Source organism: Olsenella sp. KH3B4 (assembly GCA_900111695.1).
Taxonomy (GTDB): domain Bacteria; phylum Actinomycetota; class Coriobacteriia; order Coriobacteriales; family Atopobiaceae; genus Tractidigestivibacter.
Genome location: FOHD01000005.1, coordinates 172956 through 186792 on the forward strand (window position 1 = coordinate 172956; position 13837 = coordinate 186792).

The following is a 13837-nucleotide window of genomic DNA, read 5'->3' on the forward strand; positions in this document are numbered from 1 at the left end:
CAGTATCTCAAGTAGCTCTGCCCCTGTCGGCCGAGGAACCCCAGGTAGTCGATTTGCGATAAGCCTTGTATCACATCAAGGATTTAATGCAAACTGCCACCAACCGTCATTTCGTAAAACTAACCCCGCCCCCTCGGTTCTTGAGCGGACTCCCAGAATCGGCCATGCACTATCCCAGGCAGATTCCAGCGAGAGCAACAAAGACCGCAAAAGAACGAGAGGGCGGGGCAAGCAAGACGGAACGAGGATGATCCCCTACAGGAGCCTCAGCGAGACCTCCTTGAGCTGCGCGCCCGTGACCTCGGACGGCGCAGCGCTCATGAGGTCGGAGCCGCTCGCCGTCTTGGGGAACGCCATGACCTCGCGGATGTTGTCCGCGCCCGCAAGCAGCATGCACACGCGGTCCAGGCCCAGCGCAAAGCCACCCATGGGAGGCGCGCCAAACTCGAGGGCGTTCATGAGGAAGCCAAACTGCGCCTTGGCGCGCTCGGGCGTGAAGCCCAGCTTCTCGAGGATCTTCTCCTGCAGCTTGGCGTCGTGGATACGCATGCCGCCACCGCCGGCCTCGTAGCCGTCCATGACAAAGTCGTAGGTGTGCGAGCCCATGGCCAGCGGGTCTGTGTCGAGGAGGTCGATCTGGTCCTCGTCGGGCTGCGTGAAGGGCTGGTGCTCGGAGTCCAGGCACTTGCGGTCCTCGTCCCAGTGGAACAGCGGGAAGTTCACAACCCAGAGGAAGTCGTGGCCCTCGCGCGGTACCTCGAGCTCGTTTGCCATGTGGCTGCGCATGCCGCCCAGGATCTCGTCAGCGTGCAGGCGGCTCTCGACGGCGAACATCACAAGGTCGCCGGGCTCGACGTCCATCTCGGCGCGGAGCGCGGCCATCTCGTCGTCCGAGAAGAACTTGACGATGGGGCTGGTCACCGAGCCGTCCTCACGGAAGGCAATGTACGCCAGGCCCTTGGCGCCAAACTCGGCGGCGACGTCAGCCAGACGGTCAATGCGCGCACGGGGCCACTTGCCGGCGCCCTTGGCATTGATGGCCTTGACGTACTGCCCCTCGGTGTTTGCGGCGGTAGCAAAGAGCTTGAACTTGGATGCCGAGAAGATCGGCGTCACGTCGTGGAGCTCCATGCCGTAGCGGGTATCGGGCTTGTCGGTGCCGTAGGTGTCCATGGCATCCCAGTACTGGATGCGGCGGAGCGGCAGCTCAAGCTTCACGCCCATCTTGCCAAAGGCCTCGGCGAGCACGTGCTCGAGCGCACCCATCACGTCGTCCTGGGTGACGAAGCTCATCTCGACATCCACCTGGGTGAACTCGGGCTGGCGATCCTTGCGCAGGTCCTCGTCGCGGAAGCACTTGGCCACCTGGTAATAGCGCTCGACGCTGCCCACCATGAGGAGCTCCTTCAGGAGCTGCGGGGACTGCGGCAGCGCGTAGAAGTGACCCGGCTGCATGCGGCTGGGGACCAGGAAGTCACGGGCGCCCTCGGGGGTGGACTTGAAGAGCGAGGGGGTCTCGACCTCCATGAAGTCGGAGCCGTGGAATGCCTCGCGCAGGGCAAAGGTGAAGTCGCTGCGCAGCTTGAGGTTGGACATCATCTTGGGACGGCGCAGGTCGAGGTAACGGTAGCGCAGGCGCACGTCCTCGGCGGTGTCGACGTGGTCCTCGATCTGGAACGGGGGCGTCTTGGACGTGTTGAGCACCACGATCTTGGTCACGTAGACCTCAATGGCGCCCGTGGCCAGTTTGTCGTTGTTCTGTCCCTCCGGGCGCTCGCGCACGGTGCCGCTCACCATGATCGGCCACTCGGAACGGATGGTCTCGGCCTCGTGGAAGGTGGCTTCGTCGCAGACCTCGGGGTCAAACTCGAGCTGGGTCACGCCAGCACGATCGCGAAGGTCGACAAAGATCAGGCCACCGTGGTCGCGGCGGTGCCACACCCAACCAGTGAGCGTGACCTCCTCGCCGATGTTCGACTCGCGCAGCTCGCCGCAGGTGTGCGTGTGCATGCTATAGGACATGTGGTTCCTCTCGCCTCTTCCGCCCCGTGCCGTGCGGGCGGACCAACAGATGACGGCGCGCCGACGTAGACCGCGGCGGCACGCGCAATTGGCCATGGTAAACCAAATGAGGGCAACCGCCCACCAACATGCACGGCCGCAACCGTGCCTTAACGGAAAGCCCGCATCGGACGAGAAGTTAAAAGGCCGAGAAGCCCCAAACCAATCGCCGGAACGCCTACAACGTGACGAAAAGCTCGCTCTTCTCGCGATCGTAAGCGCCACCCAGAATGTCCGCGCAGAGGTCCTGTGCCCAGGCGGGCGTCACCGAGGGCAGCTTGCTCGTTGCGGCAAGCTCATCGGTGTAGTCCGCGAGAAAATACGTAGTCTCGTCTGCGGGGTCAATGTGGGTGACCAGGGGCTTCATGCCGTAGGAGGCCACACGGCACGTGCCTTCGGCATCGCGTTCGAGCCGCACGCGCGCCATGCCGCCGACCATGTTCTGTGGGGCGTCCATGCCGCTCACGAAGTTGCCCACCGACCAGTAGCAGACCATCGTGTGGCCGTCTGCGCCAGTCATGGTCTCGACAGGACCCATCACGTGCGGGTGGTTGCCCAGGACCACGTCGACGCCGCACTCGAGGAAGAGGTCCGCCCAACGCTGCTGTTCGCCATCTGGTCCGGTGACGTTCTCGCTCCCCCAGTGCGGGCACACCACCACCATGTCCGCCTCCTCGCGTGCCCGCTTGCAGTCCTCGCGCACGCGGTCCTCGTCCAGCAGGGCCACGGCGCCCTTGGGGTCCGCATACCCGTTGAGGCCGTACGTGTAGTTGAGCACAGCCACGCGGAAGCCGTCCTTCTCGTACACAAAGATCTTGTCGTCTGGCACCGGCTCATCTGCCAGCGGGTCCGTGCAGCCAACAACCTCAACCTCAGGGTGAGCCGTGCGCCAGAACTCCAGCTCGGAGTGGATGCCGTCATAGCCACGGTCCATGGTGTGATTGCTGGCACGCAGCACCACGTCAAAGCCCGCACTTGCCTCGGCGTCGCCCACCTCCTGGGGACCGTTGAAGGCAGGGTAGCCCGAAAGCCCCATCTCCGTGCCGCCCAAAATGGTCTCCTGGTCAAGAATGGCAAGGTCACAAGCTGCAACTTCGTCACTCACGTTGGCAAAGAGGTGCGAGAAGTCATAGGAGCCGTCCGCCGTGCGACCGGAGGAGTAGACCGAGGGGTGGAGAAGGACGTCGCCCACCATGCAGATGTCAATGGTCGTGGGGGCCGCGGCACCTTTGTCATCGTCCACGGGGGCCTGCTGGGCCTGGGGCTCCTCGGCACCGGAATCACCGTGAGCCCAAACGGGCGTCTGCACTGTCCAGGCACCGTAGGCAAAGCCAAGCGCAATCACGATGCCGGCAAGCACAGAAAGCGCAAGGCGCAGCCCGTCGTGCGCATGTGAGCTGCCAGCAGAGCGGTCAACGTAGTCGTAGCTAGTGCGCTGAGAGGAGCGCTGGTACACGGGCAGCGGCGCCACGGCACGCGGCGCGCCCTTCTCGGCCGCGTCTGGAACCTCGCGGGAGTCATCGTGCGTTGGCTTCTGAGACACGTTGTCCCTCCTTGGCGTCAAACCTCGTCCGGATACGCGCAGCAATGGGGCCGCGCTGCTGGGATTTGCGTGACGTTACGGCCAGCGTGCGATAGGCGGGCGCGTTTGCGTGTACGCTCGTTTGGCTAGCCAATGTTCATCTTACGCAAGCGCGTCCGCGCCGCACAGCGTTACGGGAAACGGTTCTGCCAGCGGGCGCAGTGGGAGTGATGGGGATGCCCTACCAGACCGCAGTCTTCGACCTCGACGGCACGCTGCTCAACACGCTTGACGACCTCTACGAGGCCGTCAACCACTCGCTCGTGGCATACAAGCTGCCCAAGCGCAGCCTCGCCGAGGTGCGCCTCTTCACCGGAAACGGCATCCGCCGCCTCATTGACCTCTCAGTGCCCGAGGGCACCCCAAAGGACCTCGCCGACAAGGTCTTCGACGAGTTCAAGGCCTACTACGACAAGCACAAGCTCGACACCACGCGGCCCTACACGGGCATGGCCGAGGTAATCGATGATCTCCGCGCGGCCGGCATCGCCTGCGCCGTGGTCTCCAACAAGGCCGACTTTGCCGTCCAGGGCATCATCGACCACTTCTACCCCGGCAAGTTCGACTACGTGATGGGCGAGAGGGCCGGCATCAGGCGCAAGCCCAACCGCGACATGATCGACGTCATCCTACGCGACCTGGGGAGAAGCGTAGACGGCATGGTTTACGTGGGCGACTCCGAGGTCGACATCGAGACGGCCCAGAACTGCGGGTGCCCGTGCCTGTCCTGCTCGTGGGGCTTCCGCGACAGGGACTGGCTCGTCGAGCACGGCGCCACCACCATCGTGGACACGCCCGCCGAGCTCGAGGCAAAGATCCTGGCGTAGGACGGGAGGCGCAGCGGGACAAGGCAGCCTCCCAACGGAGCAACTTGCCGCAGCCCGTAGCGGCTAGCCGCGAAAGCCCCGCCTGAGGGTTCGGGACACGCGGGGATGCCGGTGCTCCACGAAGTACGCCACGGCAAGCGCACGGCGCGCGGGGAGCGTCATGCCGGCAGATGAGATTGTCGCCTGCAAGAGCATGGTGTGGGTCGTTGCGAGCACGTCAAGCGACGAGAGGGCGCGCTCGTCCCAGCGGGAGAGAAGCACGGGGCGCAGCGCCTCGGCAACCCGTTGGTAGCCGTCGTCATCCTGGCGAATCGCCTCGCGCATCACGAACTCCATGATGAACTCGACGAGGTTCTCGTCGTCCATCCCCAGGAAGCCACCGCGCTCCCAGTCGGCCAGGATGCGGTCGACGATGCCCACGTGCGCGAGCATCTTCGCAACGGGGTCGTCACTCATACGCGCCATGAGTGAGCCCTCGCGGGCGACGCGGTACTCGTAGAGCTTCTCGGAGGAGACCGCTGTGCGAGAGGACCGCGGGTATATGGCGAAGTCGAAGAGCTGGTCCTCGCCAAAGCGCACGTCCTCCGCAAAGCGTATGCCCTTGTCGTTGAGAAACTCGCGCCGGCAGGCGGTGCGCCACGCAAAGGGGCGCGTGTCATCGAGGAACATGAGCTTCGAGCTGTAGCCGTCATAGAGCGCGTCCTCGGGAGAGAGCACGCGCTCGAGCCAGCGGTCGCGCGTCTCGGGCGGGTTGAGCGTGGCGCCAAAGGTGAGCACGTCGGCACCGGTCTGATCGAGGAGCCGCACCATCTCGGCGCACGCGTTGGGGTGGAAGCGGTCGTCAGAGTCGAGAAAGCACACGTACTCGGTGGCAGCCGCGTCGATGCCGGCGTTTCTCGCCGAGGAGAGCCCGCCATTTGGCTTGTCTATCACCCGGATGCGAGGGTCGCGCTGCTCCCAGCGCGAGAGCACCTCGCGCGACCCATCGGTAGAGCCGTCGTTCACGCAGATGACGTCGATGTCCGCAAGCGACTGGTCCTCCAGCGAGCCCAGACATGAGTCCAGATAGCCCTCGACGTTGTAGACGGGCACAACAACAGAGATGCGACTCACAGCGCCGCCCCCTCCTGGTTGGTGCGGCGCACGGAATGGCCGTGCGCCTTGAACCGAAGCGCCTTCGCGAGGAGCGGCACCCCACCGAGCGCAAGGTAGCGCGCGACCTCGCCGGCAGGGAGACGCAGCGCGTCACGGGACCGGACGAAGCGTGCGGGGTCGTTGACCAGCGCGTCGAGGTCGGCCGCGGCACCAGGCTCGAAGAGCGTCATGTCAACGCGGCCGGCGGCCACGTCGTCTGACATCTCGTGGGAGATGCGCTCGACAAACTCGGGACGCAGGCTCGGGTCGAGCCGGTCGTAGTTCCAGAGGTAACTGTCGAGCTTCATACGCTCGAGGATGCCCGTGAGGCGCGAAGCCTCGGGGCCCGAGAAGTGCTCGCCCACGTACTCGGCCATGGACTGGTACTCGTCGCACACGCAGAACGCCTTCGCGCTCGACTTAACGGAGGACGCCTCGTTGTCCTGGCGGTAGCACAGCACGCAGTCGGCGATGAAGGTGGCGCGCTCGGCCGCCGCCCACACCTTGAAGTTGAAGCCTGCGTCCTGGTACGAGGCCCCAGGGGTCTCGAGGAATCGGATGCCGTTCTCCTCCAGGAAGGAGCGCCGGTAGACGCCAGACCAGATGGAAGGCTTGCGGAAGAAAATCGCGAGGTCGGCGTCCCCGCGCGGGCAAAAGGTCCTTCCCACCAGCGGCCCGTCGACGACCGAGAAGGGTATGCGGCGCTCGTTGGGGCTCGACCAGTACAGCCAGAAGTTGCCCTTCGCCACGTCGGCGTCCGCCGCCTCGGCAGCAAAGACGAGAAGCTCGAGGGCCTGTGGGTCGAAGAAGTCATCGGACTCGAGGATGCCCACGTAGCGGCCGCGCGCATGGTCGAGTCCCACGTTCATAGAGGCACCGTAGCCGGAGTTCTCCTTGCTCACCAGGGTGAAGCGCTTGTCCCTGTCGGCAAACCCGCGCACGATGTCTGCCGAGGCGTCGGTTGAGCCGTCGTCCACGCAGATGGCCTCGAAGTCGTCGAAGGTCTGGCCGGCAAGCGAGGAAAGGCACTTCTGGAGGAAGCGCGAGGCGTTGTAGATGGGCACGATCACAGAGACCATGGGCGTGGGTTGCATCTTTTCCTCCTCGCTCATCGGAATGCCTTCTCGCGCAGGACGCGCACAAGGTAGCGCGGGCCGCCGGCCTCCCAGTAGGTGCGCACGGTCTGTGCACGGTCGGGGCTTGTCTCGCTCGTGAAGTGCGCGGCGAAGTAGGCAGGCTCGTTCATGATGTCCGCCACCTCGGCCACCTCCCAGGGCTCGAAGTAGCGGAAGCGGTCCTGGTCGGTGCCGGTGGGCCGAAGCGTGCCGTCGAAGTAGCCCCGTGGGATGGCGCCACGCTCAACCTCCTCGCGCATCTCGGCCGAGAAGCGCTTGAGAAACGAGGGCCGAAGCTCCGGGGTAAGGCGGCCGTAGTTCCAGCGGTAGTTAAGGAACTTCACGTGTGCGCGGATGGGATCGAGGGCAGCCTTGAGGTCGGGACGGTCCTCGTCGAGGAAGCGGCACATCTCGGCATGCTCGTCACAGGTGCAGAAGACCTTGCCCTTGGAATTGACCGAGGACTTCTCGTTGTCCTGGCGGTAGTGGACGAAGGCGCGGCCGGAGTAGGCGACGCGCCTCGCGCAGGCAAGGACCTTGAAGGTGAAGCTGGAGTCCTGGTAGGAGGCACCGGGCGTGGGGAGGAAGCGAATGTGGTTCTCGTCCAGGAAGCTCCTCAGGTAGAGGGCGCTCCAAATGGACGCCTTGGACCAGAAGACCTCCGGGTAGTCAACGGGCGCGTGGGGGCCCATCCCCACCATCTCGGGCGACGCCAGGGGGAAGTAGAGGTCGTGGCGGAAGGAGTGGTCTTCGGTGGCCTTGGACCAGTAGAGCCAGAAGCTGCACTTGAAGACCTCGAGCGAGGCACGCTCGGCCTGCTCGACCATGTACGCGAGGCCATCGGGCTCCATGAAGTCATCGGACTCGAGAATCGCAACGTACTTGCCGCGCGCGGCGTCAAGTCCCTTGTTCATCGAGTCGCCATAGCCACTGTTGGACTTGTCCACCAGCCTGAAGCGGCGGTCGCGGTCGAGGAAGGACTGGATGATGGCAGGCGAGCAGTCCGTTGAGCCGTCGTTGATGCAGATGACCTCTATGTTGTCCAGGGTCTGGGCAGCAAGCGACGAGAGACACTGCTCGAGGTAGGCCTCGACGTTGTAGATGGGGACCAGCACCGATACCAGGGGCTGATTGGTGTCGCTCAAATTGACCTCCGTACGTCATGCAGGCAGGCGGAATGCTCGCCCACCAGGTAGTCTATCATGCGCGGCGTTGGCGCATCCCGTCTGCGCCCCCATGGGCTACGATGGAAGGGTTTAGCACGCGGGACGTCCCGCGAACGTCCATCCTCGAGCGAAGCGGACAATACAAGCTATGTGGCTCTCCTTCTACGTAACGATCCTCGTGACACTGCTCTTCCTGGGCGTGCCGGGGTATCTCCTTGGGCGCACCCTGGGGCTGCCCCGCATGACCGCCCTGCTTGCCGCAGCACCTCTCGGCATGGCGGTCATCTGTCTCATGGGCCAGGCGCTCTCCATGACGGGAGTCCCCGCCACGCCCGCCGCGATGGTTGGGGCGCCCTCAGCGCTGCTGCTGGTGGCGGCGCTTCTCCGCACCCGATTCCAGCCAGCCCAGCCTGACGGCGCACCCGCCGTGCATCCTGCCCTGGTTGCCGTCTTTCTCGTGGCGGGCATAGTTGCCGGCTACGTCTTTCTTGCGGGGATACTCCCCTCCCCCAATGCCTTCCACCAGGACTACGACTCGGTGCACCACATCAATTCCATCCGCGCGATGATGGACTCGCTCTCGATGTCGCCGCTTGACGGCAGCTCCTACTCGACGGAATCGGACGCGCTTGTGGCCGTGCAGTCGACGGGCTACTACCCCTCGGGCTGGCACGTGCTGTGCGCCACCGCTGCCCTTGCCACCAACGTGAGCGTGACCAGCGCAATCAACGCCGTGAACCTGGCGCTCATGGCCGTGGTCTATCCCCTCTCCATGCTCCTGCTGCTCTCGACGGTCTTCCCGGGGCGCACGCGCGTGGTGGCTTTTGGCGCCGTCGCGTCGCTTACGCTCACCATCTTCCCGTGGGGCATCTGCAACTGGGGGCCGGTCTACCCCAACATCGCCGCCTTCGCGATGCTGCCCGCCATCTGCGCCCTCTTCATGCGCGCATTCGACCAGGGCGAGCGGCGTCGGGCAACCGTCGACCACCTTATCGCCTGGGCACTTGCGACTGGCGGGGCGGTGCTTCTCCACCCCAACGTGGTCTTCTCGATGGCGGTCTTCCTGGCACCGTGGATCGTGTGGCGCCTTGCCAGCTCCACGCTGCGTCTGAGGCTTGGCTCGCGCTTGAGCCTGGGCCCGCGCGCGCTTGCCGTGGCCTTTGCCATCTTCTGCGTGGTTGCCTGGGTGGGTGCCACAAAGATTCCCGCCTTCGCCGACCTCGTGAGCTACCACTGGGACTCCTTCGCCGACGGCGACGGCGCCATCACCAACGCCTTGCACCTGAGCTACATGCGGGGCATGTGGCCCGCACCCGACGCCGAGCAGCTCTTCCCGGCGGCGATACTGCTGGTGGGAGGGGTGCTTCTCGTCTCTCGCCGAGACACGCGCTGGGTCGTGGTGCCTTACGTGATCACCGCCTTCATGGTCTACGTGGCGTGCAGCTCGACGGACGACGCCTTTAGGTCTGTGCTAATTGGCTTTTGGTACTCGGACCCCTACCGCATTGGCTCTCTGGCAACGATCTTCTCGGTACCGCTCATCTCGTACGGCCTGGACGCCGTGGCCGAAGGGGCCTGCAGGCTCGTGCGCCTCACGCCTTGCCGCAGCTGGCGCATGCTTCCTGTGGCCTTGGGGCTCATTGTTGCCGCGGCGTACGTGCCGCTTGCGCTCTTCTATCCTGGCCAGGCACGCAACGGCTACAGCTCCGAGAAGGGCAGCCCCTGGGACATCTACCAGAGCTACGCCTACCGGGCGTACTCCCATGACGCACCTCTCACCTACCGCGAGACGGACTTCATGGAGAGCGTCCACCACCTGGTAGGCAACGAGCTTGTCATAAACCAGCCCTTCGACGGCAGCGTCTTTGGCTACGGCGTCACGGGTCTGCGCTGCTACTACCGATACTTCTCGGGCTTTGGCGGCAGCGACGAGACCTGGCAGAGCCGCGTGATACGCCAGCGGCTCTACAACATTGCCAACGATCCGCAGGTCCAGGAGGCCGTGGAGTCCGTGGGCGCCCGCTACGTGCTGGTCATGAGCACCGACGAGCGCAAGAGCACCTTCGTGAAGGACACCTACGACGCCAGCAAGTGGCGCGGCATCAACTACATCACCGACGACACCCCCGGCTTTGAGCTGGTGCTCGAGGAGAGTGGCTACAAGCTCTACCGCATCACCGCAACGGAATGAGACAGAGGGACAGTCCCTTTGTCTCATTCATGCTCATCGATGAGACAAAGGGACTGTCCCCTTGTCTCATGCAAGCAGGCGCTCGACCTCATCGAAGGTGGGAATGGAGCGCTGCGCTCCCGCACGCGTGGTCGCCAGAGCGCCCGCCGCCGACGCCCAACGCATGGCATCGATGATATCGAGCCCATGGGAGAGCTGCGCCGCCAGGGCGCCGAGGTAGGCGTCGCCCGCGGCGGTGGTGTCCACCGCGTCCACCTGGTAGGGCTCGATGCGGTACATGTCGTCGGCGATAAGAGCCACAGAGCCCCTGGCCCCCAGCGTGATGACCGTGGTTGCCACGCCGTGTGCCGAGAAGGCCATGAGCGCGCGCATGCGGCCCTTCTCGGTATCTGGCGAGATGTCCGTGAGCGCTTGGCACTCGGTCTCGTTCACGCAGAGAAGGTCGATCGACTGGTAGATGTCCGATGAGAGCGGCGCCGCCGGGGCGGCGTTGAGGATGGTGTACAGCCCGGACTCGCGTGCGTAGGCAATGGCGTCCATGGTGGTGTCCAAGTCGCACTCGAGCTGCGTGAGGAAGACGTCGCCCGGCTCTGCGATCTGGTCAATGGCCGAGCAGACCACATCGGCATGGGTGGTGGCGTTGGCGCCAGGATCAACCACGATGCGGTTGTCGCCCTTGGCTCGAAGGATGGTCGCAGTGCCGGTGGGCACGTCCTTCAGGGCACGCACGCGCTCGCAGAGGACATCTGCCTCCACAAGCGACTGCACCAGGCGCGTGCCAAAGACGTCCTTCCCCACGGCGCCCACCATGTGCGTAAGGGCGCCCATGCGCGCCGACGCCACGGCCTGGTTGGCGCCCTTGCCACCAGGGCTTGCGAGAAACCCGCTGCCTATGATGGTCTCGCCTGACTTGGGGACGCGCGGGCAGCTCACCGAGAGGTCCATGTTGAGCGACCCAAAGACGACGACCTTCGACATGCGCCCTCCATCCCGTGCGTCGGGCGACGGCAACGGCCGCCCGTGACGCGCTAGCTCTCCTGGACCTCTCCTGCCATGAGTCGATGGTACATGACCTGGTTGGCGGCAAGCTCCTCGGTATCGTCGAGCGGTTCGAGCTCCGCGATGCCGTACTTGCGCTCCAAGGCGCGGGCGATGAGGTGGTCGGCGACGCCAGGGTTCTTGGGAAGCAGGGGGCCGTGAACATAGGTGCCCACCACGTTCTTGTAGAGCACGCCCTCATAGCCCGTGACGCCATCGTTGCCGTGGCCATAGAGCACGCGCCCCAGCGGGGTGACGCCCTCGCCCAGGTGCGTGCGGCCAGCGTGGTTCTCGTAGCCCACGATGGGCTGCGACGAGATGGAACTCTCCACCACGATGTTGCCAATGAGGCGCGGGTCGCCGTGGTCGGTGTAGAGGTCCACGAGGGAAAGTCCCTCCACGCGCTCGTCGGCCATGAGGTAGCTCGAGCCCAAGAGCTGGTAGCCGCCGCACACGGCCGCGAGCACGCCACCGTCCTCCACAAAGGCCCTGATCTCTGCCTGCTCGGCCAAGAGCTTGTCGCACACGATGCGCTGCTCGCGGTCCGAGCCACCGCCGATGAAGGCAATGTCCACGCCCGAGAAGGACGGCGTGTCGTCGACGTGGACCTCCATCACATCCGGGGTGATGCCGCGCCACTCCATGCGGCGGCGCAGGCACAGAATGTTGCCGGAATCGCCGTAGAGGTTCAGGAGCTCTGGGTAGAGGTGTGCTATGCGCAGCGTTCGACCGCCCGTGGGAATGGGCTTCTCTGCGACCTTGCTAGTCATGACGCTCACCCATCCCCTCGAGCTCGGCCTTGGCCGGCCATAGCGCAGAGTAGTTGCACAGCACGTAGAGCGGCCTGTCCAGCGGCACCGAGCCCAAGCGGCCCAGGACCTCGCCAACGGTCTTTGCCACCGGGGCCTTGATGCCCGCGTACTTCATGCGAACCTGCACGTCGTTTGCGCGGTGGCCACCGGCAAAGGCGAGAAGGTCCTTCTCGGACAGAAGGCGCTCGAAGTCCACGTCCCAGATCCAGGAGATGTCCTTGCCGTCGTTGAAGTCGTCGTTGATCACGAAGAAGACGGCCTTGGGGCGGGTATCAGTCTGGAGCAGCGAGATGTTCTGGTTGAAGCCCGTGGGGTTCTTTGCCAGGTTGAGAACGACCTCGCGCCCGCCAACCGTGAAGTGCTGCAGGCGGCCGTTCTCGGGATGGTAGCCATCGAGCGCCGCCTGGAACGAGGCGGAATCCACACCCGCAAGGTGCGCCGCAGCGGCTGCCGCAAGCAGGTTATAGACCATGTAGACGCCGCCAAAGCCAGCAGAGACGCGCGCCGTGCCGCCCTCGGGAAACGCCACGTCGAAGCCGACGCCGTGGGCGTCCACGCGTACGCAGGTGGCAACAAAGTCGAGCTTGGGGCGCTCGAAGTCGCCATTGGGGCAGCGGAAGGCGCCCAGCTGGGCATAGGCGCGGTAGTCGTAGGCGAGCTCCGCTCCGCAGACCTGGCAGAAGCGTGCCTCGGGCACGCGGTCGGGCGGAAGATGGAGGTCCTCTCCTATCCCAAATGCCAGGACCTTGGTACCCGCCTTCTTCGCGCGAAGCGCCACGCCAACGGAGAGGGGATCGTCTCCGCACACCAGGAGCGTGGTCTCGGGCGAGGCCGCAAGTGCGGCCACGATGGTGTCCTGCACGTGGTCTATCTCGCCCGCACGGTCAAGCTGGTCGCGGAAGAGGTTGAGAAGAACCAGGTAGCGGGGGCGCAACTGGGGCAGGATATGGACGGTCGAGAGCTCGTCGGCCTCCATGACCGCCCAGTCCGCACCGCTGCCGGGCAGCAGCGCCGCGGTCACGCCGGCGGCCATGTTGGCGCCGGCTCGGTTGCACAGCACCGTGCTGCCCGAGCGCTCGATGGCGTTGGCCAGCACGTTGTTGGTTGTTGTCTTGCCGTTGGTGCCACAGACCACGATGGCGCCCTGCGCGAGCTTGGGTGCCAGGTGCGCTATGGCGTTGGGGTCAAGCGCCAGGGCGACCCTGCCAGGCATCTGGGAGGCGTTGCGGTGAAGCACGCGGCGCAGGCCCCAGGACGTAAGGCGCCCCAGACCAACGGCGCAGGCGTTACGGAACCCCATGCGCTACGCCTTCCCGCCGCGAGTGGCCACCGGAGCCTTGGCGTCATTGGCATCCGAGGCTGGGGCGGTCTTCTCGGCGTCCTTCGCGGCCTCTACGCTGCGCTTGTACTCCTCGGGCGTGAGCACGTCCTCGATGCGCAGGTTGACACCCGCAACTTCCAGCCCAGTCATGCCCGTGACCTGCTTTACGATGGCCTTCTTCACGTCCTCGAAGACCTGCGGGGCGTAGGCGCCGTACTCGATGAGCACCGAGACGTTCACCTTGACGGCGCTCTCGGGCGTGACCTCCACCGAGACACCCTTCGTGGTGTCAGAAGCACCAAAGGCGTCCTGAACGCGGTTGAGCCAGCTGCCCTTCATGCCCACCACACCGGGCACGTCGCGCATGGCGATGGCCACGATCTTCTCGATGACGCCGTTGGAGAACGTGAGGGAGTCCTCGGAATCGGAGTCGTCCGCAATGTCGATATCCTGCCCCTCGACGGGCTCGGGCTGGGCTGCGGGTACAGGAGCGGCTACGATGGCCGCCTCTACCGGGGCCTCGGCACCCTGCGTGTTGTTCTCGGTATCCATGCTCACTCCTCTTGCTGTGGGCTACTGATTGCTGCGTG

The 13837-nt window shown here is 65.0% G+C and carries 11 protein-coding genes; 2 read left to right on the forward strand and 9 right to left on the reverse strand.

The window, feature by feature from the left end:
- Positions 1–255: 255 nt before the first annotated feature.
- On the reverse strand, positions 256–2022 hold the full coding sequence (gene aspS, locus BMX94_RS06375) for an aspartate--tRNA ligase (RefSeq protein WP_091004907.1): 1767 nt from the start codon (positions 2020–2022) through the stop codon (positions 256–258).
- A gap of 217 nt (positions 2023–2239) precedes the next feature.
- A complete protein-coding gene (locus BMX94_RS06380; RefSeq protein ID WP_091004909.1) occupies positions 2240–3604 on the reverse strand; it encodes a CapA family protein in 1365 nt (454 codons plus the stop codon).
- Between the two features lie 215 nt (positions 3605–3819).
- Here BMX94_RS06380 and BMX94_RS06385 point away from each other — a divergent pair, with 215 nt between their 5' ends.
- Entirely contained in the window at positions 3820–4470 is a 651-nt protein-coding gene (locus BMX94_RS06385) for an HAD family hydrolase (RefSeq protein WP_091004910.1), read from the forward strand.
- Between the two features lie 63 nt (positions 4471–4533).
- Here the strand turns inward: BMX94_RS06385 and BMX94_RS06390 are convergent, their stop codons facing one another.
- Genes BMX94_RS06390 through BMX94_RS06400 form a run of 3 tightly spaced genes read right to left on the reverse strand, consistent with a single transcriptional unit; the run spans position 4534 to position 7864 of the window.
- Positions 4534–5583, reverse strand: a complete 1050-nt coding sequence (locus BMX94_RS06390) for a glycosyltransferase family 2 protein (protein ID WP_091004912.1) — start codon at positions 5581–5583, stop codon at positions 4534–4536.
- The gene (locus BMX94_RS06395) at positions 5580–6716 is read right to left on the reverse strand and encodes a glycosyltransferase (RefSeq protein ID WP_091004914.1); all 1137 of its coding nucleotides are present in this window, start codon (positions 6714–6716) and stop codon (positions 5580–5582) included. The genes BMX94_RS06390 and BMX94_RS06395 overlap by 4 nt, the downstream gene beginning before the upstream one ends.
- A complete protein-coding gene (locus tag BMX94_RS06400) occupies positions 6713–7864 on the reverse strand; it encodes a glycosyltransferase (RefSeq protein WP_091004916.1) in 1152 nt (383 codons plus the stop codon). The genes BMX94_RS06395 and BMX94_RS06400 overlap by 4 nt, the downstream gene beginning before the upstream one ends.
- Positions 7865–8033: 169 nt before the next feature.
- Here BMX94_RS06400 and BMX94_RS06405 point away from each other — a divergent pair, with 169 nt between their 5' ends.
- Complete coding sequence (locus BMX94_RS06405; RefSeq protein ID WP_091004918.1) at positions 8034–10076, forward strand: DUF6541 family protein; 2043 nt, start codon at positions 8034–8036, stop codon at positions 10074–10076.
- 66 nt (positions 10077–10142) lie between these two features.
- On the opposite strand, the gene BMX94_RS06410 is transcribed toward BMX94_RS06405, so the two are convergent.
- Genes BMX94_RS06410 through BMX94_RS06425 form a run of 4 tightly spaced genes read right to left on the reverse strand, consistent with a single transcriptional unit; the run spans position 10143 to position 13799 of the window.
- On the reverse strand, positions 10143–11054 hold the full coding sequence (locus tag BMX94_RS06410; protein WP_091004920.1) for a ribokinase: 912 nt from the start codon (positions 11052–11054) through the stop codon (positions 10143–10145).
- A 50-nt stretch (positions 11055–11104) separates the two neighbouring features.
- Positions 11105–11884: a type 1 glutamine amidotransferase gene (locus BMX94_RS06415; RefSeq protein ID WP_091005018.1), complete on the reverse strand. Its 780-nt coding sequence runs from the start codon at positions 11882–11884 to the stop codon at positions 11105–11107.
- Positions 11877–13226 (reverse strand): Mur ligase family protein, encoded by a 1350-nt coding sequence (locus tag BMX94_RS06420; RefSeq protein ID WP_091004922.1) that lies wholly within the window; start codon positions 13224–13226, stop codon positions 11877–11879. Before BMX94_RS06420 ends, BMX94_RS06415 begins: the two co-directional genes overlap by 8 nt.
- A 3-nt stretch (positions 13227–13229) precedes the next feature.
- Positions 13230–13799, reverse strand: a complete 570-nt coding sequence (locus BMX94_RS06425; protein ID WP_091004924.1) for an Asp23/Gls24 family envelope stress response protein — start codon at positions 13797–13799, stop codon at positions 13230–13232.
- Positions 13800–13837: the final 38 nt, after the last annotated feature.

Excerpts from the sequence above, each read along its gene's own strand:
- aspS (WP_091004907.1), bottom strand. The coding sequence starts at position 2,022 with ATGTCCTATAGCATGCACACGCACACCTGCGGCGAGCTGCGCGAGTCG.
- BMX94_RS06385 (WP_091004910.1), top strand. The coding sequence starts at position 3,820 with ATGCCCTACCAGACCGCAGTCTTCGACCTCGACGGCACGCTGCTCAAC.
- BMX94_RS06395 (WP_091004914.1), bottom strand. The coding sequence starts at position 6,716 with ATGAGCGAGGAGGAAAAGATGCAACCCACGCCCATGGTCTCTGTGATC.
- BMX94_RS06405 (WP_091004918.1), top strand. The coding sequence starts at position 8,034 with ATGTGGCTCTCCTTCTACGTAACGATCCTCGTGACACTGCTCTTCCTG.
- BMX94_RS06410 (WP_091004920.1), bottom strand. The coding sequence starts at position 11,054 with ATGTCGAAGGTCGTCGTCTTTGGGTCGCTCAACATGGACCTCTCGGTG.
- BMX94_RS06415 (WP_091005018.1), bottom strand. The coding sequence starts at position 11,884 with ATGACTAGCAAGGTCGCAGAGAAGCCCATTCCCACGGGCGGTCGAACG.
- BMX94_RS06420 (WP_091004922.1), bottom strand. The coding sequence starts at position 13,226 with ATGGGGTTCCGTAACGCCTGCGCCGTTGGTCTGGGGCGCCTTACGTCC.
- BMX94_RS06425 (WP_091004924.1), bottom strand. The coding sequence starts at position 13,799 with ATGGATACCGAGAACAACACGCAGGGTGCCGAGGCCCCGGTAGAGGCG.